This is a genomic window from Bacillota bacterium (assembly GCA_013178415.1).
GTDB lineage: Bacteria > Bacillota > SHA-98 > Ch115 > Ch115 > Ch115.
This window is the reverse complement of the sequence record JABLXA010000004.1, coordinates 252,521-273,144: the sequence shown is the minus strand read 5'-3', so window position 1 is coordinate 273,144 and position 20,624 is coordinate 252,521. Positions and strand designations below refer to the sequence as shown.

The following is a 20,624-nucleotide window of genomic DNA, read 5'->3' as shown; positions in this document are numbered from 1 at the left end:
AGCCAGTGCATTTCATACTTCTGCCATATTACCCTATCGTATATTCCTTCCGATCGGCGAACTCGCTCTGTTTGCCCTTATTCCAGTTCTGAACCGGCCTGTAAAATCCCACCACCCTGCTCCATACCTCGGATTCACGCCCGCATGTGAGACAGGTTGAATGTTCGCCCGCCATATAACCATGTTCAGGGCAGATGCTGAAAGTGGGCGTTATGGTGAAATATGGCACCCTGTAATTGGACATTACTCTGTAGAGGAGTTTTTTCATCACGCCGATGTCATCGATTCGTTCCCCGATGAAACCATGAAACACCGTGCCCCCTGTATACTTTATTTGAAGCTCTTCCTGCAGGTCCAGAGCCTCAAAGATATCGTCGGTGAAGTCGACTGGAAGCTGGGTGGAATTCGTATAGTATGGCTCGCTTTCGCCCGCGGTGACGATATCGGGGTAAGCCTGCCGGTCCAGCCGGGCCAGCCTGTATGCTGTGCCTTCGGCTGGGGTAGCTTCAAGGTTGAACATCTGCCCGCTTTCTTCCTGGTATGCAACTAACACTTGCCGCATGAAATCTAGAACTTCTATAGCAAACTGGTGCCCTTCCGGGGTGGTGATATCTCGTCCCATGAAGTTGAGGAGCGCTTCATTCATCCCAACCAGGCCGATGGTGTTAAAATGATTATGCCAGTATTTGCCGAAGCGTTTCTTCACGGAATCCAAATAATGGCGCGAATATGGATAGAGACCCGTTTCCGTCATCCGCTCAAGGACTTCCCTCTTGATCAGCAGGCTTTGCTTCGCAAGATCCATAAGCTCTTTTACCCGGTTCAGGAAATCATCCTTTGACCGAGAGAGATAGCCAATTCGCGGCATATTCAACGTCACAACGCCAATGGATCCTGTGAGAGGGTTCGCCCCGAACAGCCCGCCGCCGCGTCTTCGGAGCTCGCGATTATCAATGCGGAGGCGACAGCACATACTCCGCACATCTTCCGGTGACAGGTCCGAATTGATGAAATTGGCGAAATAAGGGATTCCATATTTCGCTGTCATTTCCATGACCTTTGCGATCACCGGACTATCCCAATCGAATTCCGGAGATATATTGTAGGTCGGGATTGGAAAACTGAATATCCTTCCTCTAGCGTCTCCATCCATCATCACTTCACAAAAGGCCGTATTGAGCATGTCCATCTCGCGCTGGAATTCCCTATACTGCGCGCTTTGCGTCTTGCCGCCGATTATGACAGGCTCACCAGCCAGTATCCCGGGAACCACAACATCCATAGTTATATTGACGAATGGAGTTTGAAACCCGACACGGGTCGGCACGTTGAGATTGAAGATGAACTCTTGGATTGCTTGCTTGACTTCCTTGTAGTTCAGGCCATCGTAGGCGATAAAAGGCGCAAGGTAAGTGTCGAAATTGGCGAAAGCCTGAGCGCCGGCAGATTCTCCCTGGAGTGTATAAAAGAAATTGACTACCTGGCCGAGCGCCGTGCGAAAATGCCTGGCAGGAGCACTTTCGATCTTTTGGGCTACGCCGCCGAACCCCTGCAGCAGCAGGTCTGCCAGATTCCATCCGCAACAATATGGCGCAAGAAGGCTCAGGTCATGAATATGAATGCTTCCATCTTTATGGGCTTCTCGTATCTCTTCAGGGTAGACCTTTTCCAGCCAGTATCTTGATGTGAGAGCGGAAATTAGGTGATTATTCAAGCCCTGCAGCGAGTAATTCATGTTGCTATTTTCGTTTACTTGCCAGTCCCGGCCGCCTACGTAGTCTTCGACCATCTTTTCGGCATTGACGAGGAGATTATGGAAGTCTCGTAGTTCCTGGTGCTGCTTACGATAGAGAATGTACGCCTTGGCCGTCTTGACCTGACCATGTTCGATCAATACTCTCTCGACGACATCCTGAACATCTTCAACAGCGGGTATCTTGTCGGCGAATTCGCGCAGAAGGATATCGACAACCTCATTGGAGAGCTCGTAGGCGAGCCGCCGGTCATCAAAGCCGACCGCTTTTCCTGCCTTGAAGATGGCGTTGATTATCCTCTCCTGGTCAAAATCTACCACTCTCCCATCCCGTTTGATTATCTTCTTCAACATTGGACTTCATCTCCTTGCCTCTTCCCGCGAAGGCTTCGGAACACAACGGACAGGCAGGTCTCCTGACTTCCGGATCCAAGCGTCCTTCCCGCCTTCCCCACATGAGTGGCATTCAGGGAAGTTGCTCCCCGGTCACAGTGGCGCGTCCGTCCAGGCTTCGCACCTGGTTCCCTATTCTCCCCTTTCCGTAAAGGTAAAGGGGCACCTATCCGCATCGATGTGGACTTTCAGCTTAATGGCTCAAGCCAGGGCCTCGCAGGTGATTTTCTAAGAGATAGTTCGTCACTGTCGGGCCAATTCCTTCAAATCGTAATCCAATTCTTGCCATATACTCTTCATAGCCCTCGAGACCGGGCCTTGCCCATACTCAATCACAGACATGCCATTCATTATAGCCTTGACTGCATCCTCATCAAAGGGTATCTTACCTGCAACCTTTACCCCTTCATCCTGGCAGTACCGCTCGATTTCTGCCGCTTTTTCCACGTCAAGGTCATATTTGTTGATACATACCCTGGCCTCCACGCCGAAGTGCCTCGCCAACTCCAGAACCCTCTCTAGATCGTGTTTCCCTGAGACTGTTGGCTCGGTAACCGCAAGGATCAGGTCTACTCCTGAAATGGAGGATATAACAGGGCAGCCTATCCCTGGCGGCCCGTCGATGATGATATAGTTCGACCCCTGTTCTTCAGCCACGGCTCTGGCTGCCTGCCTCACTTGAGAGACCAGCTTGCCGGAATTCTCCTCAGCAATTCCGAGCCTGGCGTGAACCATAGGTCCATAGGGAGTGTCAGATATAAACCAGTGTCCGGAGACGCGTTCTTCCATTGTTATTGCATCCCGCGGACAGGCATGATAACAGACCTCACAGCCTTCACAATAGACTGGGTCAACCTTGTATAGGATCGTGCCGGGACCCGCCGCCCCAGCATGATCGTTGCCACGGGCGCTACTCTTATTCCTGGAATGATCGGTCTGCTGCATGTCGGTCCGAGACGTAGTTCGCCCATTCGTTGGGCCGGTGATGGCCTGAAAACGGCAGAGCTCGGCGCACCTGCCGCACCCAACGCATTTTTCCTGATCTATCACAGCTTTCTTGGAACCACGAAATTCGTGGGTCTCCCGTATTATAGGTTTCAATAGAAGATGGAGGTCAGCGGCATCCACATCGCAATCGGCAAGCACCTTATCCCTAGCCAGGACAGCAAACGCCCCTACAATTGAGGTCTTGCCCGTGCCGCCTTTGCCGCTAATAACGAGAAGCTCCTTTATCTCTTTCATCTTCGACTATCTCTCCAATCTTCAGCCAGAGCCCTTCAAATGCTTCCCTGAGCTCGGGGAATTCTTCCGCCAGGAGTCCTCCCCGCGCATAACAACCAGCATATTCTCGGCTAAATGGGATCTCCAGCAAGATTGGTATATCCTCCTGTTCGCAATATGACCTGATTATCCGAGATTCACCCAATCCTACGCGATTAACCACGACACCAAAGGGCACCTGAAGTTCTCTTACCATACCCACCGCCAGGGTAAGATCATTTAGTCCAAAAGGTGTAGGCTCGGTGACAAGCAGACAAAAATCGGCGCCTGCCACGGAATTCACCACAGGACATGAGGTGCCCGGCGGGGAATCGATTATGGTAACAGTATCTCCTTCCGGCCCCATCTCGCCGCATGTGCCGCCAATCGTGACATTCTGCTCTGCACCCTTGACAATCGCCATCTTTTGCTCTGAAGCCTTGGAAATCGCGGCCCTCTGCTTCGCAGCATTCCGTTTCACGGCCTTAATCACCGGCGGAGCGAGAGCCGAGCCTATCCGAAGTCGTCCCCGGACGAAATTGATCTCGCCGGCTTTCCCGCTTTCCACGACACCTATTGGGACGGGCATCTCCGAGATTGCGCCCGACGGGCAGAATAGACTGCACCCACCACATCCGTGGCAAAGCTCTGGAAAGGTGACGACTCTGCCTCCTAACACAAGAATGGCATGAAAAGCGCAGATTTCTGAGCACCTTCCGCACCCGTCACAGCGGGATTCGTCAATATCCGGGACGGAGATGGTCACAGCCTCTTCCCCATTCAAAACAGGCCGGAGAAAGAGGTGACAATCAGGCTCTTCCACATCGCAATCCAGGAGTTGAACGGGGAACATCTTTTCGAGAGTGATCGCCAGATTGACGGCAACAGTGGTCTTGCCTGTGCCACCCTTTCCGCTGGCTACCGCTAAAATCATTTTGTACCACCGCATCTCATTGCGCACTATCATGTATTCACATACTAGCGCGCTACTCACCCTTGTGGTGCCGGCCACATGAATGATGGCCGTCGCCATGAGGCTCATTGCCATGATCACATAGGCTTTCCCCACTCTCGAGATTTCCCGCCAGATAAGCCTTGATGACCTCATTTACGGGCCCCGATACACCTACTACTGTCTTGATACCCTTTTCACGGAAGAGCCCTTCTGCCCTCGGCCCCATGCCGCCTGCTATAATGCACGAAACCCCCAATTTAGCGAGATAGCCGGGCAAAAACCCCGGCTCGTGCCCGGGGTTAGGTATGACCACTGAGCTCTCGATATTATCACCATCTGTACTAACTATGGTATACTCAGGACAACGCCCGAAGTGGCCGGCGACCATTTCGCCATCTGTCGCTATAGCAATCTTCATCATGCTAATGATCCTCCTCGCTAATTCCTACCCAGGCCAGAATGTGACCCCACAGTCGCCTCTGAAAGTGGAGCAAGTTTGCCTTTTTTGTAACTTTCCAGCGCATCACGAACCGTTCCCGAAGCTGCCAAGTATACCTTAATTCCTGCTGCCTGGAGCGCCCGCATGGCATTCGGGCCCACATTCCCTGTGATCACAGCCCCCACATTGTTGTCGGCCAGGAATTGAGCGCCCTGGGGTCCTGCTCCACCTGACTCGGTGACAGCCTGGTTAGCGAGGGCTTTAGACTCGCCAGATTCGAGATCCACAAGAATGAAATATCTGCATCGTCCAAAACGAGGAACCAGAGAAGAATCGAGATCCGTCCCCTGAGCAGTTATGGCTAGAATCATATACTCTGCCTCCTAAGGTTATTCTTATTTGAGTCAACAGAATTTAGATATACCCTAGGCAACCGAGTAGGAGGGGGCGACTAGCCCCCGTCCTACTCGGTTGCAGCGGGCAGAGATTACTTTATTTACCATCTTCCGATTTGTCCTTCCCATGACTTCCAAGATCCTTCAGGCGCTCCTCGATTTCCTTGAGCGATTCACGAAGGTATTCCGCCTGTTCTTTAAGGATTTCCGTTTCCTGCTCAACGGCTGGTTGGGCTGTCTGACCCGCATATGGCGCTCCAGCGGCTGGAATCCTATAGGCGCCAGGATAACTTGGGGCGACCCAGCCCGGATGCCAGGACCAGGCAGGATATCCAAACCTTACCCACCCCGGCAGGCCGGTCGCGTAATACATATGCCTCCAACCCCGGGCCCTGCCAAGGCCTAAACCGCGTCCAAATCCCAACCAACGACCTCCCACTGGGTTCATGAACCCCGGAACAGGATAGCCTGCGCAGTATCCCGCCGCTCTTCCCGTCATAAGACCAAATCCCATTGGTCCAGTACCGTCACCTCTTGGCATAACCTACTCCTCCTTTTCCGTCTGTGTTGGTGCCAGGTCGAAAGTTACGACCCGGTCAACGATATTATCTATCAGTGAGCTGTTATATTTCTCAATTTTTCCTTTATCGCACAATTCCACCAGATTGACATCAATGGGCAAGGCCCCCAAAAATGGTATTCCTGCGGCCTTCGCAACTTCTTCCCCTTTGCTCGGACCGAAAATTCTTAGTATTTCATTGCATTTTGGGCATATAACATAACTCATATTTTCGATAAGACCGAGCACAGGCACTTTCATCATGGAGGCCATGTTGATAGCCTTTTTCACTACCATGATTGCAAGTTCTTGTGGTGAAGATACTATCAGCAATCCATCCAGTGGCAGGGATTGCATCACGGTAAGCGGGGCGTCACCCGTGCCTGGCGGGAGATCTAAAAGCAGGTAGTCCAGGTCGCCCCAGACGACATCTGTCCAGAATTGCTTGACTGCGCCAGCAATTAGAGGACCACGCCAGATGACAGGATCGTCCTCATGCTCCAGCAGAAGGTTCAAAGACATAACTTCTATTCCGAGCTTGGTCTTTGCAGGAAGTATTCCAAACTCAAAGCTTTCGGCACGTGAATGAATACCGAATAACTTGGGTATGCTCGGACCAGTTATATCGGCATCAAGGACGCCAACCTTATATCCCTTCCTCGCGAGGCTCGTGGCTAGAAGGGCTGTCACCGAAGATTTACCGACACCGCCCTTGCCACTCATTACCGCAACGACGTGCGCAATGTTACTCAGCTCGTTCTGTTTTTCCTTGGCCAACTCATTCTTTTCATCCATTTGATAGCCCCCAGGATTCCTGATGATTTGATATTGATCCTATGCTCGTTTATAGTATAACCTAATTTTGAGCATATGTCAATAATCGAGATAAAAATAACCCTGTATAAATGACAAATGGATGGGGTTTTATCTTCAAATTACCTACCTGTTGTTTCTCGAAAATAGGTAGCCCCAGTCGCAGTTCTCACAGACTCAATGAGCTTCTTCTCCGATAGTATTCCCAGGTATTTTGAAGCCTCATTGATGTTGAAGCCAAGGGCGTCCGCGACGTCCCTGGCCGTGCAGGGGCGCCGTCTCAAGAGTTCAAGAACCGCCTTTCGCCTCTCTTGCAGTAATATAGATTGGTCCGTTGTTAGGGTCTCCGAACCGCCATAGCTGTATCGCCCATCCATCACATGCCTGTCCACAAATGTCGTAATTATCTCCACGCGCTCATCAAAATAACTTTTCGCCCTTTCCATCTCATTCTCGGAAAGCGGCCTGGCAAATGATTCAGCAGGAGGTCTCTCCACAGTATTGAGCTGGATTTTTTCTGCTTTTATATTCGATAATGCTGAACCGATCGCTCCCAGCTCGTCCTTGGAATCATTCACGCCTCTGACCAGCATCACTTCTATCCACAGCCTTCCATGGAAGCCTTCAGAGAATGCCCTTAACCCATCGAGAATGACATCCATCTTTAGCCCTTGAAAAGGTCGATTTATTTTTTCAAACACTTCCTGTGTCGCCGCATCCACAGATGGTATTACCAAGTCAGCTCTCGACAGCGCTTCCTGAACAGAGGGATCGCCAAGCAGCGAACCATTGGTGAGAACTGCGACTGGTATTGAGCTCGACTCCTTGGCTTCCTTTATGAATAGACCAAGGTCAGAATTGAGTGTCGGCTCACCGGATCCTGAAAATGTGATATAGTTTGCCGTCACTCCGGGCAATGCCTTTTTCAGTTCTGAAATGACCTCGTATGTATCCACGAGCGAACCACGATGGATCGTCTTTTGCGTAGTCCTACCAAGTTGGCAATATATGCAATCAAATGAACAGACCTTAAATGGGATAATATCAATCCCGAGGGACAAGCCTAATCGCCTTGAGGGTACAGGGCCGAAAATATGTTTCAAAAATTGTCACCCCCGATTTATCCGAGGTGCTAGAGACCTAGAGGCGGAATCAGGAAAATCCCGCCTCTAGCTCATGGCATACGAAATGCCATCGACATTACGCAATTATACAGAAGGATCCATGGAGAAATTCGGTCTAAAGATATCAGGGTGCGCGATCACCGGTAGGTCGTGCTTCCCGATGTCTGCCGGCAATGACGCCAGACCCGTTGTGTGGTCATAATGGCAATGGGTCAACACGATCATATCTATATCTTCCGGGGTCAACCCCCAAAAAATCCATATTATACCTTAAGGCAATATGGTTTTGCCCCACATCCACAACTATTCGCTTTGAAATGTCACCGATCCGCGCCTCAATGAGGAATGAAATTCCGTGTTGCCCCAAAAGACCTCGCTCGTAACCAACAGTATCCTCTGCTAATACCAATATCCTCAAATGGTCTAGCTGTTTACCAGGCATTCTTTCGCTCCTTCACTTTCTCAATTTAAGATTTCATCCGCATAATAGCTACTTCTGCCGCGTTGACCAGTTGATATGCAATTGGCGAGGCTGTAAGGGCGGGATGAGTTCCTGTCTGGAAAGTGGCCATATCATCTGCGGTCATTTTCTGGTGTATGCATGCACTGATGGCATTGATGAGTTCTCCACCACTTTCGGCGCCTGAAACCTGACCTCCGAGAAGAATACCGGTTCCTCTCTCAAATACTAATTTGACTCTTAGGTTGGAAGCTCCCGGCATATATCCGGTTATAATCCCCATAGGGGGTATGTCAATATTACAGAACATGATGCGAGTCCGGGGACAGATTATATGATAATATGATGATTGACAGATGTATCCAGATAAAATATACTTTAGATATCTGTAATAGACATAGACAATTGATGTAATTTAACTCGGTTCTCAGCAAATGCTTCGATAGAGATGCTATACGCGGCATATCCCGCTAATACATAGGACAAGGGAACCTAGGGGAGGATGTAGGCCATATGCCCTATGGTGAATTAAACCTGGCCCGCATAAGGCAAAAAGTAGCCGACATCAAAGAGGCTCTAGTGATACTCCAAGATTACGCCTCATGGGATGACAAGGCATTTCTCACAAATGGTGAGGCTATTAGATCAGCTCGTTATGCATTTATCGTACTTATTGAGGCCGCTTCCAACATCGCAAATCATCTTTGTGCCAAGCTGCTTGCGAAGGCACCGACCAGCTACGCGGATGCCTTTATCCTTCTTTCCGAAAAAGGTATACTTGATAAGGGGCTTACAAGGCAGCTAGCTGCAATGACTGGCTTCCGAAATCTGCTAGTTCATCGCTATGGAGAGATTGATGACAGGCGCATGCTTGACATAATGAGAAAGGACCTTGGGGACCTAGACCGTTACCTTAGCGCTGTCGAAAAAGTAATTAGATCACATAACAAAGGAAAGGAGAAGGGGATTAGTGGATAACGCGGACAGATTCGCCAGGATATCCAACGAGGCCAACCGGCTCGAGGAGTCAATTCATTCGGTCTCCTCTGAAGGCAAGATACGCATAATATCGCAGATCCGCAATCACCTAGGATCATATCCCGAGATTGTCTTTGCTTACATACACGGTTCTTTCATAGAAGAGTCAGCGTTTCGGGACGTTGATATCGCCATCTATTTCACGGATTCCATATCCCCCCGTGATCAGCTTCAGCTATGCCTCACACTGGCCGCTGAGATAAGCCATCTGGTGGGGGTGCAGGCCGACGTTCATTCACTAAATACCGCGCCAGTAGAGTTTCGATACCATGCCACCCGTGGGCTTATCCTCTACTCTCGAGATGAAGAGACACGTTGCGATTTTCTCGAAGACACGTGGATGAGGTACTTCGACTTTCAGACATCTCTGGAGGAAAGCCTGGCGGATCTCCTTTCTTGATCTGGCTCTACCCTGCGTCCTTCGTGCTGCGACTAGCATTGGGCCATCTTTTTTCCCAAACCTGCCATAGCTGCTCGGCGGCTTCCACCAGCACTGCGTCAAACTGAACGCCCTTGTATGCGATAACTTCGTCCCAACACTCTCGCCAGCTAAGTGCTTTTCGGTAAGGACGCTCAGAGGTCATCGCGTCTATTGCGTCACATAGGGCAATAATCCGAGAACCCAAGGGAATTGCCTCTCCCTTTAATCCGGAGGGATATCCTTTGCCGTCCCAGCGTTCGTGGTGGTGTAATACCACCAGTGCCATTTGTTCTAGATGTCGGCATTTATGCAAGATATTGTACCCTATCTCCGGATGACGCTGGATGGCCGCCCATTCATGGGGGAACAGAGGGCCCTGTTTATGTAATACTTGATCCGGAACCCCAATCTTACCAATATCATGTATATGGGCGGCAATATGTATGACCTCTAAAGCTGAGCCCTTCAATCCAACCCTGCGGGCCAAATCTAAACTCATATCCGCCACCCGACGGGAATGGCCCCGGGTATATGGATCTTTCGCTTCCAGGGCGGTCACCAAACAATCAATGACGTCATGATATGTTCCGTGTAGTCTACGAAAATCTACCCAGGGCCACATGCTATTTTCTCTCCTATGGTACGCCTGTCACTCTCCATTTCCCGAGGCCAGCGCCTGGAATTGTGATCAGGGTACTGCTGAATTCATATCGACCCCAACTCACCAAGCCCCATCGGAAGTGTGTCAAGGTCCTTTCAGCTTGGCGGCTGGAAACCGGGGCTCAACCCAACCCCAGAAGCCGTCCTCCTTGGTATACTAGAGTTGCCATCATCCATCCCAGAATAAGACTGTAGCCGACAGCGAAGGCTGTCCAACCCCAGGAATTAGTTTCGCGCCGAATTGCGCCGATAGTGGCAACGCAGGGTATGTATATCAGGGTCATCACCATAAATGCATAAGCCGAAAGCGGTGTCCAGTGTCGTCTTATCGCATCGCCGAGCCCTGCTTCTTCCACCCCGTAAAGCACACCCAGCGTGCCCACTACAACTTCCTTAGCGAGAATCCCAAAGAATAGGGAAGCCGCGGCCTCCCAAGTGCCGAATCCAGCGGGCTTGAATATAGGAGCGACTAGGGTCCCGAGCCGCCCGATCAGGCTTTCCTTGCTTGCATATTCGACTCCAGGCGGGAGAATCGAAAGCGCCCATACTAAGATGACCACTACGAAAATCACGCTACCAGCCTTACGGATGAAGGCGCTGCCTCGTTCCCACATGTGAATGAAAATTCCCTTTAGCGTCGGTACCCGGTAAGGTGGGAGTTCCATGACAAATGCAGACGATTCCCCCTTGAATACAAAGGTTTTTAAAAGTTTGCCCACTATTATCGCGAGAACTATCCCCAGAACATAGAGGGAGAATATCACGAGCCCCTGCCTTGCAGAGAAGAATGCACCTGCAAAAAGCACATACACGGGAAGCCGCGCTGTGCATGACATGAGGGGCGTGATCAGGATCGTGATCAATCTGTCCCTCTTATTCTCCAGTGTCCGCGTGGCCATGATCCCGGGCACGCTACACCCGAAGCCTATGAGAAGGGGAATAAAGGATTTTCCATGGAGCCCCAGAGTATGCATCAAACGGTCCATCACATAAGCTGCGCGGGCCATATAGCCGCTATCCTCCAATATGGATATGGCGAAGAATAAGAGGAAAATCGGCGGGATGAATACCAAGACAGATCCCAGGCCTCCAATGATTCCATCGGATATGAACGATATGAGGAATCCCGGCATGCCCATTGCATCGAGGGCTCCGGTGAGAGTTCCCCCAATCCATTCGAAGATAGCCTCCACCCATCCGATCATGGGGTCACCCAGCTTAAAGGTGAATTGAAACATTGCCCACATAGCAGCTAGGAATATGGGGATGCCGAGGTAACGATTGGTAACCACCTTATCAATCTTATCGGATATAGTGAGCCGTTCTTCGAGAGTTTGACGCCTTTTGACGGTTTCCTTGGCAAGACCTGCAATGAACCCATAGCGCCTATCCGCGATAATAGATTCAGCATCTTCTCCGATGACTTCTATGAGGTGCTTTACGCTCTTGTCAGCCTGGGACAGGAGTTCCTCTATATCTGAATGTTTCTGATCCTCTAGAATGCGTGCATCATGCTCCAGGAGTTTGGTCGCAAGCCATCTGGATGAATAGCGTTTCGATAGACCCGGATGTGACGCCACGATTTTCTCAAGCCTCTCAAGTTCTTCTTCCACCTCACTGCCATAATCAACCCTTATGACCTTCTTGCTTGGGTTCCTTGCCGCGGCCAGGGCCTCAGCGAGAAGTTCTTTGACTCCCTGATTCCTGGTAGCGACAGTTGGAATCACGGGTACACCCAGGAGTTCTGATAGCTTCTCGACGTGAATCTCCATGTTTCGTGCACGGGCTTCATCGAACATATTGAGGGCCACTACCACATTTGCACCCATTTCCAATAACTGTATCGTCAAATAGAGATTTCTCTCTAGGTTTGTAGCATCGACGACATTAATTACCACATCGGATTCACCGCCGAGAATAAAGTTTCGGGCAATAACTTCATCCTCAGAATAAGCGCCCAGGCTGTAAGTGCCTGGCAAGTCTACCACCCGAATGGTTGCTCCATCATGGACTATTCTGCCTTCCTTCTTTTCAACGGTCACGCCGGGCCAATTGCCAACGTGTTGTCTTGCTCCTGTGAGATCGTTGAATAGGCTTGTCTTACCTGAATTAGGGTTGCCGGCCAGCGCGATAACTATTTCCCTTTCAGCCTTTGCGGCATATGAAGCTTCCATGAACAGCCTCTCCCTCCCATTCTTCTGTTAGGCCAACTTAACTTTTAGACCGAGAATAATAACTATCTACCATTGGACCGGGCATCATGCCCTATGGCAATTCCTCCACCATAACCTTCTGGGCCATCCCATAGCCGAGAGCCACGCGAGAATCTCCCAGGGCGACGATCAGGGGGCCTCTGTCATTTTGTATGACACGGACAACTGCGCCCCTGGCAAAACCCAGGTCCGCCAGCCTTCTACGCAATCCCGGACCGCCTGTTATTTCCTTTACTACGCCCTCACGACCAATAGGGAGAAACCCTAAAGGCAACATTCCATTCCCTCCATTACTTCCCATGGCACATCATTCTGTCTCCACGAATATATCATTGGCCTCGCTCTTTCGGAGGCTCAGGTGGTAACCCCGCACGGTGATCTCCATCGGGTCACCCAGAGGAGCCACCCCATTCACCCGGACCTCGGCGCCCGGGACTAGACCCATATCGAGTATCCGGCGGCGAAGCTCCCCCTGGGAGGCAACTCTGATTACTCTGCCGCTCATTCCCGGAGAGAGCTCACTCAGAGTTCTGGTTTTTGTTGAAGTCATATGCTCGCCCTCCTTTATATCGTTCTCCTGTCGCGGTGGTTTAGCAGGATCTCTGGTTCCAACTTTTGACTCGAGGAACTCAGTTAATCGCTCCATGGTAACAGCGCTTACTACATGTTCCAGCAGGCAGGCGTCTTTTTCAGCGACCTTAGGGGGCACGTTTAAGACCTCAATTAAAAACGCCTTCACGACCCGGTGTCGCTTGCGGACTCTCTCAGCATGTTCCCTGCCCAATTTGGTAAGTTCAACGGGTCCATAACGCTGCTGTCGGATCAGATTTAGGCCTGCAAGCGTGTTCATGGCCTGACTGACGCTGGCCTTGGCCACCTTAAGCTTGGCCGCCAGGTCCGTGACTCTGACCGTCCCTTCTTGTTCAGAAAGGTTTAGTATACACTCAAGGTAATCCTGTAAGGCTGGCGAAAGGGTGAGCGCTTCAGACATCGGGATTCCCCCCCCTTTGAATCATGCTCATTAAAGTTAGGGAATCCTAACTTTCCATATAAATAATACCATAAAGACTAGCGCGGGGCAAGGCCAAATTTCGCAAGTCCTTGCGAGTAATTCTTGACCGGTCCCTTTTTTATTGGTAGAATTAGGATATCAATAAATGTGTGAAATCGCATGATCGAGGTGATCTCCGTGAAGGACCGGGATGCGATGAAGAGCCCCCACGTGTCAAAGTCTCCGGATATGGTGAAGGAAACGGCAGTTCAATATTATACGGCTGATCTTCGTCTTACATACGAAGATTATTGCCGAATGCCGTCCGGTGAAAGATATGAGCTCGTGGAGGGGGATCTGAGGAAGATGACGCCGGCTCCATCTGTTTTTCACCAAAAAGTCTCCGGGAGGATTGAAAAGGCGCTGTGGCGCTGGGTTGAGGATCGCGATCTTGGAGAAGTGTATCATGCTCCCATTGACGTAGTATTGAGTGAACATAACGTATTCCAGCCTGATGTTTTGTATATTTCGCGGGAACGCCTTGGGATAATCAAGGAAGCCTATATTGGAGGCGCGCCGGACCTGGTGGTCGAAATCCTTTCACCCTCTACCGCGGAGTTGGATAGGGTGACTAAACGTCAGATTTACAGCCGCTATGGAGTTCGCGAATTCTGGATAGTGGATCCCGACGGTCGCAGCATTGAGGTTGCCGCTCATAATGGCAGGGAACTCGCCACGGTGCAGGTTTATCCGCTTGGCACGATACTGGAAAGCCCCCTGTTGAATGGCTTTAGATTGAAGATAGATGAGGTTTTCGAGCGCACAAAGTAGGCACGAAGCAAGACAATTCAAAAATTGCAGGTCTTCTTTTGTCGGCTTCGAGCAGAGTTGATGGATGAGGTGTTTTAAGAATTAACTCTCTAGCGACATCGACCAGATAAGCGACATTGTCATTGAGATACCTTGTCTTCAAACATCAAAATGGATACTCTCATAAAGGCTTGTCACCTCAAGGCTTATATCGACCGCGGGGGCCGAATGGGTAATGGCTCCAACGGAAATGAAATTCACCCCTGCCTCGGCCACCTGCCGGATATTTGTCTCGTTTATCCCGCCGCTGGCCTCCACCAAAGCGCGACCACCGATGAGTTTCACCATCTCCTTGATTTGGTGGGGTTCCATGTTATCCAGCATGATTATATCCACGCCTGAGGCCAGGGCTTCCTTAACCTCATTTTCGTTTTCGGCTTCAACCTCTATCTTTACCGTATGTCCGAGTTTTTGGCGCACCCTGGCCACTGCCGCCCCTACGCTTACCTGCAGCAACGATATGATTATCTTTTATCAAAACAGCATCGCTCAGATTGAAGCGATGATTATATCCCCCTCCGATTGATACTGCATATTTCTCAAGCAGACGCAACCCCGGCGTTGTCTTGCGCGTATCGGTAACTTTCGCTCCTGTCCCTTTAATCTCCTTCACGAGCCTGGCTGTGGCAGTCGCGATTCCCGACATCATCTGAAGAAAATTCAACGCAACCCTCTCGCCGGAGAGAATCGGTCTCACAGGGCCTCGAATCTCCCCTATGCGAGTGCCGGCCTCGATCCATTCACCTTCCCGTTCAAGCCAGGTTATCTGAATTTCGTCATTCAGTAACGCATAGGTCAAACTTACAACCGCCTGACCTGCAATGACCACCTTTTCGCGGGAAATGAAAACTCCTTCGGCCCAGGCATCTTTGTCAATAATGCTGCTGGTCGTGATATCTCCATATCCCAGGTCTTCCTCCAGCGCCCGTCGCACGATGGGCTCAATCAGAAACCTTTCAAGATGCAAATATGACACCACCTTTTCGCCCACCCGAACTTACATTGGCCTATTCTTATTTGTTTGCAAGTCTTTATTGACGCATCCCGAAAAATGCGCACCGCGGTTTTCATCATTCTGATGGTGCTGCCGCGGCAGAATGGAGGTCTACTTTGATCGCTGTATCTTCAATATTCCATTTAAGATGTTTCAACCACTTCCCGTCATCAGGCAGGGGGAAGTCCTCTCTAAAATGAGCGCCCCGGCTCTCAGTCCTTGCAAGGGCTGCGCTAACGATAATATCGGCTAATGTCATCATGTTCTGGAGCTCTAACCCGGATGTATCCCTGAACTCGAGATGATGTAAGGGTGCCAGCGCCTTAAGAAATCTTTGAAGAGCTGATAGCCCCTCTCCGGAACGCGCTATTCCGGCCCCACGCGTCATAGCTCGCCTCAGCAGGTCAACAAAAAACTCTACATCCGGCTTGCACCCTTCGAACGAGTCGAGGACTGAACTAATCATTTCATTGCAAGCATCACCACGAAGATTCCGAAGGTCGTCCATAACTTTGGCCATGAGGTTAGCTCTCCGCAATGGATCAGGGGACAATGAATCATATAGTGAGCAATAAATGCGATCCACGAAATTCATGAGGGCAGAAGTGTCAGCAAAAGGCTTACAAGAAGCGGTTTTCTCAACATACTCGGCGGCCTTTAACGCCGCACGTCTTCCAAACACAACACCCTCGAGGAGGGAATTACTCGCCAATCTATTTGCCCCGTGAGCTCCAGTGCAGGCAGCCTCTCCACAAGCGAAAAGGCCGGGCACGCGGGTGTGTCCCCATAGATCAGTATGTATGCCACCCATGCAATAGTGTGCAGCGGGAGAAACCGGAATAGGTTCACGTGGAATATCCAGACCGTATTCGAGGCAGGTATGATAAATATGCGGGAAGCGCTCTTTTATCAAGTGCTCGCCCAGAGGTCTCATGTCCAGGAAAAACTCCAGTCCACCCATCTTCCGCATCTCCGTTACCATGGCCCGCACAACCACATCCCGCGGAGCTAATTCCCCAAGGGGATGGTAGCGATGTACAAACCGCTCCCCGTGGCTATCAAGCAAAACCGCACCTTCCCCGCGGACGGCCTCTGATATGAGAAATCTCGGCGCCCCTTGAAGATCAAGGACGGTCGGATGGAATTGAATGAATTCCATATCGATGAGATCAGCGCCTGCCCGAAAGGCCATTGCCATGCCATCTCCCGTTGCCCCTTCGGGATTGGTGGTGTATTCAAAAAGCCTGCCCAATCCCCCTGTGGCAAGGATAACTGCGCAGCCGTAATAGATAATCAGACTGCCGCCAGGTTGCAAGGCGAGCACACCACAAGCGCGGCCTTCTATAGTCAGGACGTCAATTACGAAAGTATCTTCAACCCAGCTTATGTTCCCTTGGCGCCTTACCTGGCATTCAAGCACCTCAATGATTTCCCGCCCTGTCGCATCACCATCTGCATGAACGATCCGACTGCGGGAATGGGCACCCTCCCGGGTTAGAGCCAGCCTCCCCTCGTCTTGATCAAATTTCACGCCTAAAGCTATGAGCTCTCGGATCATCTCTGGCCCTTCCTCAACCATGACCCTGACCGCCTCAGGATCACACAGGCCGGCCCCTGCGGATATCGTGTCCTGAAAATGGAGTTCAGGAGAATCAAAATCGTCCAGAGCCGCGGCTATACCTCCCTGAGCATGATAAGTATTGCTATCGAAATCCCTGCCCTTTGTGAGAAGAATAACTCTATAACCACTCGTGGCCAGGGTTAGGGCAGCAAATAATCCGGCGATGCCGCCTCCGACGACTATAATCTCTGTTTCAGTGTGATCAAGCTCTGTCGCTCGGAAATTCACCAAATATCTGTAATTCATCTGCAATATCTCTGTCTTCTCTGTCTTCAGTATCCCCGTCATACCAGACTTGCACATGAATACACGGCTCGCATACATGCCTACCCCACAGCCAGCATTCTATCAAGGGCCCTCTTTGCCTTGATCCGTATCTCATCAGGCACGGTTATCCTGGGTTCGAGAGTAATAAGGGCATCCAGGACATGGCGCAGGCTGGTCCGCTTCATATTTGGACAGATGAGGCCCTGCGAGAGAAGATAAAATTTCTTCTCGGGATTATCCTTTTGGAGCTTGTAAATAAGTCCCATTTCCGTCCCAACCAAAAATTTATGAGCGGGTGACTCACGAGCATAGCGAGCCATCTGCTCCGTGCTGCACACAATGTCGGCAAGGTCCACAACCTCTGGTCGGCATTCAGGGTGTACCATCACAACCGCATCAGGATGGGCTGCTTTGGCTCTCTGGACCTCCTCCGGAGTCACTCGCTGGTGGGTCAAGCAATAACCTTCCCACAGGATCACCTTTTTATCAACCTGTTTCGCCACCCAACTACCCAAATTTCTATCAGGCACAAATAACACGGTATCTTCGGAGAGCGATTTCACGATTCGCACGGCATTTGATGAGGTGCAGCATATATCGCTTTCTGCCTTAACCTCAGCCGAAGAGTTTATATAGCAGACAACCGGCACACCCGGCAGATCCTTTTTCTTTTCCAGTAACGATTCGCGGGTGACCATGTCTGCCATTGGACATCCAGCGTCTATTGAAGGTAATATTACCACCTTATCAGGAGCCAATATTGCGGCACTCTCGGCCATGAAGCGGACTCCACAGAGGACAATAACCCCGGCATCCGTCTTTGCAGCTATCTGGCTCAATTTGAGGGAATCACCCACAAAATCCGCTACATCCTGGACCTCCCCGATTTGATAATTGTGCGCGAGAATGATGGCATTTCGTTCTTTCTTTAAGCGATGCACCTTCTCCATGAGACTCGCCGTTTCCTCTTCATGTGATATCTCTACGTTGCAAGGCAATCCTGCCTCGCCCCCTTAAACCATTTTCTTACTGACATGATACCTGACTTGACACCGGCTGTCAAGGAGATTCAGAGCGCTAGTATGTGTCAAGAAGACTAGGGCAGTCTTCTTGACACATACCCTTATCAGACGGGCATTGCAGACACCACAAGTATATGCTATGATAAAATAGAATTGAATATGGGGTCAAGCCTTCAGGGCAGGGTGAAATTCCCGATCGGCGGTATGACACGGTATGAATAACGCATGTGTCGAGCCCGCGAGCCGCGCAAGCGGTTGATTTGGTGGGAAGCCAAAGCCGACAGTAAAGTCTGGATGGAAGAGGGCGAAAAGCTGCATGCCGTTTTGAACGGCCGTTTTTCGGATAGACATTGATAAGCCCTGAGGGAGCCTCAGGGCTTTGACTTTTTGGCGGGCGGATTCTCTGCTGGACGAGTCTTCCCCGAGTCCCCCGGGGCGGGATTCTCATTGAGCCCGGCTGAGGCGAAGCCCCGATAAACGAATGGATTAAAGGCAGGAGGTAAACACCTCGATGAATCCAGGAGAGTTAGACGAGCATTATATGAGAATAGCCCTTAAGCTCGCGCGTCGCGGAATAGGCGCAACGTCCCCCAATCCCATGGTGGGGGCTTTGATTGTAAGAAACGACCAGATCGTGGGCCGGGGCTATCACCCGATGGCCGGAGAACCACACGCGGAGGTGTTCGCCTTGAGGCGCGCAGGGGAGCTTGCCAGGGGGGCTACGCTCTATGTTACGCTTGAACCCTGCTGTCACTATGGCAGAACGCCTCCCTGTACGGACGCTATCATCAAGGCAGGGATCGCCAGGGTAGTATGCTCTATGGAGGATCCGAACCCTCTCGTCTGCGGGAAGGGCTTTCAACGCTTGAGGGAAGCCGGGATCGAAGTTACCCTCGGCGTCCTGGAGGAGGACGCGAGGAAGCTAAACGAGGTATTCATCAAATACGTGAGAACCCGACTCCCTTTCGTCACCATCAAAGCCGCCATGAGCATCGACGGCAAGATCGCCACTTACACCGGAGATTCTCGCTGGATTACGGGGGAGAAGGCCCGACGCTACGCCCATATTCTTAGGGCGCATCACGACGCCATAATGGTGGGCATCGGGACCGTCCTGGCCGACAACCCTCGGCTCACCGTGAGACTCCAGCCGGGGCAGATGCGGGCGCCCCGGAATCCAGTGAGGGTTATTGTGGATACCCACGCCAGAATCCCCCTTGATGCCAATCTACTTGTGGAAAATCCTGGCGACACCATCATCGCTACGACCTCGTTCGCCCCTTCGGAGAAGCTTGAAAGCCTGAAAGATCTGGGAGCAAAGGTCATAGTAACAGATCCGAAGGAAGGGCGCGTGGACATCAAGGAGGTCTTAATTGAACTGGGGAGACAGGGGATAACCTCGGTCCTCGTTGAAGGGGGCGGGAGCCTCAACGCCTCCCTCCTCGGGGAGGGGCTGGTAGATAAAGTGCTGGTCTTCATAGCTCCCAAAATCATCGGCGGGAAGGATGCCATAACCTGGGTCGAAGGCACGGGGGCTCGTACGATAGGCGGGTGTGCTACATTGAGTATCTCCAGGGTAAGACGATTTCGCGGGGACATATTGCTCGAAGCCTATGTAAATACTGATGGCCGCGGATACTGATGGTCACGGATAGGAGGTGATTCTTGATGTTTACCGGGATCATTGAAGCCACTGGCACGGTCGAAGGTATCATCCGGAGGGGCGAAGCCTTAGAACTCCAGATAGCGATTATGGGTGACCCCGGGGGTTCTGACTTCGCAGAGCTAACGATAGGGGAGAGCATCGCTGTGAATGGTGTCTGCCTCACCGTAGCTCGGCTGACTAGAAACAGGAGCTTTCTTGCATATGCGATGCCCGAGACTTTGAGGAGAACTGCTCTCGCGGGGCTTGCACCGGGGGATAAAGTAAACCTCGAGCGCTCCCTCAGGGTGGGCGGACGTCTCGGCGGTCACCTGGTCACAGGGCACGTGGACGGGGTCGGATATCTCGAGAAGCGCGAGGAAGTAGAGGAGGGCTTCCTTTTCACTATAAAGGCTCCTCCCAACGTGATGCGCTACATTGTAGAAAAGGGTTCCATCGCCGTAGACGGGGTGAGCCTTACCGTCGCAAGCTGCAACGCAGAGGGGTTTACCGTTTCCATAATACCTCACACCGCAAGCGTTACCGCGTTGGGATCCAAACGCGTCGGCGAACCATGCAATCTCGAAGCCGACATAATAGGCAAATATGTGGAAAAACTCCTTGAGCCGTATCTCAATCTCAAGGAGCCGTATCTCAAGCAGCAGGTAGGCGCGTCTTCATCCCTTACGCTGGACCTCTTGCACGAACTTGGTTACTGAGTAGGAAGGTGATCC

General features: G+C 51.2%; 22 protein-coding genes, 1 pseudogene and 2 riboswitches. Of the genes and pseudogenes, 5 read left to right on the top strand and 18 right to left on the bottom strand.

Annotated features, from left to right (window positions below; translation table 11 throughout):
* Window positions 1–28 precede the first annotated feature (28 nt).
* The 11 genes from HPY52_05490 to HPY52_05440 form a co-directional block, all read right to left on the bottom strand.
* Window positions 29–2,107, bottom strand: coding sequence for a ribonucleoside triphosphate reductase (locus HPY52_05490; protein NPV79714.1), 2,079 nt, complete (start codon window positions 2,105–2,107; stop codon window positions 29–31).
* A 34-nt stretch (window positions 2,108–2,141) separates the two neighbouring features.
* Window positions 2,142–2,331: riboswitch (cobalamin riboswitch) on the bottom strand.
* A 58-nt stretch (window positions 2,332–2,389) separates the two neighbouring features.
* A complete protein-coding gene (locus tag HPY52_05485; protein ID NPV79713.1) occupies window positions 2,390–3,379 on the bottom strand; it encodes a 4Fe-4S binding protein in 990 nt (329 codons plus the stop codon).
* Window positions 3,357–4,340 carry a P-loop NTPase gene (locus tag HPY52_05480; GenBank protein NPV79712.1) on the bottom strand — a complete coding sequence of 328 codons (984 nt, stop codon included), beginning with the start codon at window positions 4,338–4,340 and terminating at the stop codon, window positions 3,357–3,359. The genes HPY52_05485 and HPY52_05480 overlap by 23 nt, the downstream gene beginning before the upstream one ends.
* A gap of 52 nt (window positions 4,341–4,392) precedes the next feature.
* Complete coding sequence (locus HPY52_05475; protein ID NPV79711.1) at window positions 4,393–4,779, bottom strand: dinitrogenase iron-molybdenum cofactor; 387 nt, start codon at window positions 4,777–4,779, stop codon at window positions 4,393–4,395.
* Window positions 4,780–4,799: 20 nt separating this feature from the next.
* Window positions 4,800–5,171: a NifB/NifX family molybdenum-iron cluster-binding protein gene (locus tag HPY52_05470; protein ID NPV79710.1), complete on the bottom strand. Its 372-nt coding sequence runs from the start codon at window positions 5,169–5,171 to the stop codon at window positions 4,800–4,802.
* Window positions 5,172–5,292: 121 nt separating this feature from the next.
* Window positions 5,293–5,736, bottom strand: coding sequence for a DUF5320 domain-containing protein (locus HPY52_05465; GenBank protein NPV79709.1), 444 nt, complete (start codon window positions 5,734–5,736; stop codon window positions 5,293–5,295).
* A gap of 3 nt (window positions 5,737–5,739) precedes the next feature.
* Window positions 5,740–6,549, bottom strand: a complete 810-nt coding sequence (locus HPY52_05460; GenBank protein NPV79708.1) for an Mrp/NBP35 family ATP-binding protein — start codon at window positions 6,547–6,549, stop codon at window positions 5,740–5,742.
* Window positions 6,550–6,689: 140 nt separating this feature from the next.
* Window positions 6,690–7,670: a radical SAM protein gene (locus HPY52_05455; GenBank protein ID NPV79707.1), complete on the bottom strand. Its 981-nt coding sequence runs from the start codon at window positions 7,668–7,670 to the stop codon at window positions 6,690–6,692.
* Between the two features lie 105 nt (window positions 7,671–7,775).
* Window positions 7,776–7,916, bottom strand: coding sequence for a hypothetical protein (locus tag HPY52_05450; protein ID NPV79706.1), 141 nt, complete (start codon window positions 7,914–7,916; stop codon window positions 7,776–7,778).
* Entirely contained in the window at window positions 7,888–8,133 is a 246-nt protein-coding gene (locus HPY52_05445) for a hypothetical protein (GenBank protein ID NPV79705.1), read from the bottom strand. The genes HPY52_05450 and HPY52_05445 overlap by 29 nt, the downstream gene beginning before the upstream one ends.
* Window positions 8,134–8,158: 25 nt before the next feature.
* On the bottom strand, window positions 8,159–8,461 hold the full coding sequence (locus HPY52_05440; GenBank protein NPV79704.1) for a hypothetical protein: 303 nt from the start codon (window positions 8,459–8,461) through the stop codon (window positions 8,159–8,161).
* A 203-nt stretch (window positions 8,462–8,664) separates the two neighbouring features.
* Here HPY52_05440 and HPY52_05435 point away from each other — a divergent pair, with 203 nt between their 5' ends.
* Window positions 8,665–9,129: a DUF86 domain-containing protein gene (locus tag HPY52_05435; GenBank protein NPV79703.1), complete on the top strand. Its 465-nt coding sequence runs from the start codon at window positions 8,665–8,667 to the stop codon at window positions 9,127–9,129.
* The gene (locus tag HPY52_05430) at window positions 9,122–9,589 is read left to right on the top strand and encodes a nucleotidyltransferase domain-containing protein (GenBank protein NPV79702.1); all 468 of its coding nucleotides are present in this window, start codon (window positions 9,122–9,124) and stop codon (window positions 9,587–9,589) included. Before HPY52_05435 ends, HPY52_05430 begins: the two co-directional genes overlap by 8 nt.
* A gap of 7 nt (window positions 9,590–9,596) precedes the next feature.
* On the opposite strand, the gene HPY52_05425 is transcribed toward HPY52_05430, so the two are convergent.
* The 4 genes from HPY52_05425 to HPY52_05410 form a co-directional block, all read right to left on the bottom strand.
* Window positions 9,597–10,232 carry an HD-GYP domain-containing protein gene (locus HPY52_05425; GenBank protein NPV79701.1) on the bottom strand — a complete coding sequence of 212 codons (636 nt, stop codon included), beginning with the start codon at window positions 10,230–10,232 and terminating at the stop codon, window positions 9,597–9,599.
* A 160-nt stretch (window positions 10,233–10,392) separates the two neighbouring features.
* A complete protein-coding gene (gene feoB / locus HPY52_05420) occupies window positions 10,393–12,444 on the bottom strand; it encodes a ferrous iron transport protein B (protein ID NPV79700.1) in 2,052 nt (683 codons plus the stop codon).
* Window positions 12,445–12,535: 91 nt separating this feature from the next.
* Complete coding sequence (locus tag HPY52_05415; protein NPV79699.1) at window positions 12,536–12,784, bottom strand: ferrous iron transport protein A; 249 nt, start codon at window positions 12,782–12,784, stop codon at window positions 12,536–12,538.
* A gap of 6 nt (window positions 12,785–12,790) precedes the next feature.
* A complete protein-coding gene (locus HPY52_05410) occupies window positions 12,791–13,474 on the bottom strand; it encodes a metal-dependent transcriptional regulator (GenBank protein ID NPV79698.1) in 684 nt (227 codons plus the stop codon).
* Between the two features lie 249 nt (window positions 13,475–13,723).
* On the opposite strand from HPY52_05410, the gene HPY52_05405 reads away from it, so the two are divergent.
* A complete protein-coding gene (locus tag HPY52_05405) occupies window positions 13,724–14,305 on the top strand; it encodes a Uma2 family endonuclease (protein ID NPV79697.1) in 582 nt (193 codons plus the stop codon).
* A gap of 138 nt (window positions 14,306–14,443) precedes the next feature.
* Here HPY52_05405 and nadC read toward each other — a convergent pair.
* The 3 genes and pseudogenes from nadC to nadA all read right to left on the bottom strand — a co-directional run bounded on the left by nadC (window position 14,444) and on the right by nadA (window position 18,206).
* Window positions 14,444–15,311 (bottom strand): annotated as a pseudogene (nadC, locus tag HPY52_05400) (carboxylating nicotinate-nucleotide diphosphorylase).
* Window positions 15,312–15,414: 103 nt separating this feature from the next.
* The gene (gene nadB, locus HPY52_05395) at window positions 15,415–17,262 is read right to left on the bottom strand and encodes an L-aspartate oxidase (GenBank protein ID NPV79696.1); all 1,848 of its coding nucleotides are present in this window, start codon (window positions 17,260–17,262) and stop codon (window positions 15,415–15,417) included.
* A gap of 23 nt (window positions 17,263–17,285) precedes the next feature.
* Window positions 17,286–18,206 (bottom strand): quinolinate synthase NadA, encoded by a 921-nt coding sequence (gene nadA / locus HPY52_05390; GenBank protein NPV79695.1) that lies wholly within the window; start codon window positions 18,204–18,206, stop codon window positions 17,286–17,288.
* A 207-nt stretch (window positions 18,207–18,413) separates the two neighbouring features.
* Window positions 18,414–18,558: riboswitch (FMN riboswitch) on the top strand.
* A 231-nt stretch (window positions 18,559–18,789) separates the two neighbouring features.
* Here nadA and ribD point away from each other — a divergent pair.
* The gene (ribD, locus tag HPY52_05385) at window positions 18,790–19,890 is read left to right on the top strand and encodes a bifunctional diaminohydroxyphosphoribosylaminopyrimidine deaminase/5-amino-6-(5-phosphoribosylamino)uracil reductase RibD (GenBank protein NPV79694.1); all 1,101 of its coding nucleotides are present in this window, start codon (window positions 18,790–18,792) and stop codon (window positions 19,888–19,890) included.
* A 26-nt stretch (window positions 19,891–19,916) separates the two neighbouring features.
* Complete coding sequence (locus HPY52_05380) at window positions 19,917–20,609, top strand: riboflavin synthase (GenBank protein ID NPV79693.1); 693 nt, start codon at window positions 19,917–19,919, stop codon at window positions 20,607–20,609.
* The last annotated feature ends 15 nt before the right edge of the window (window positions 20,610–20,624 follow it).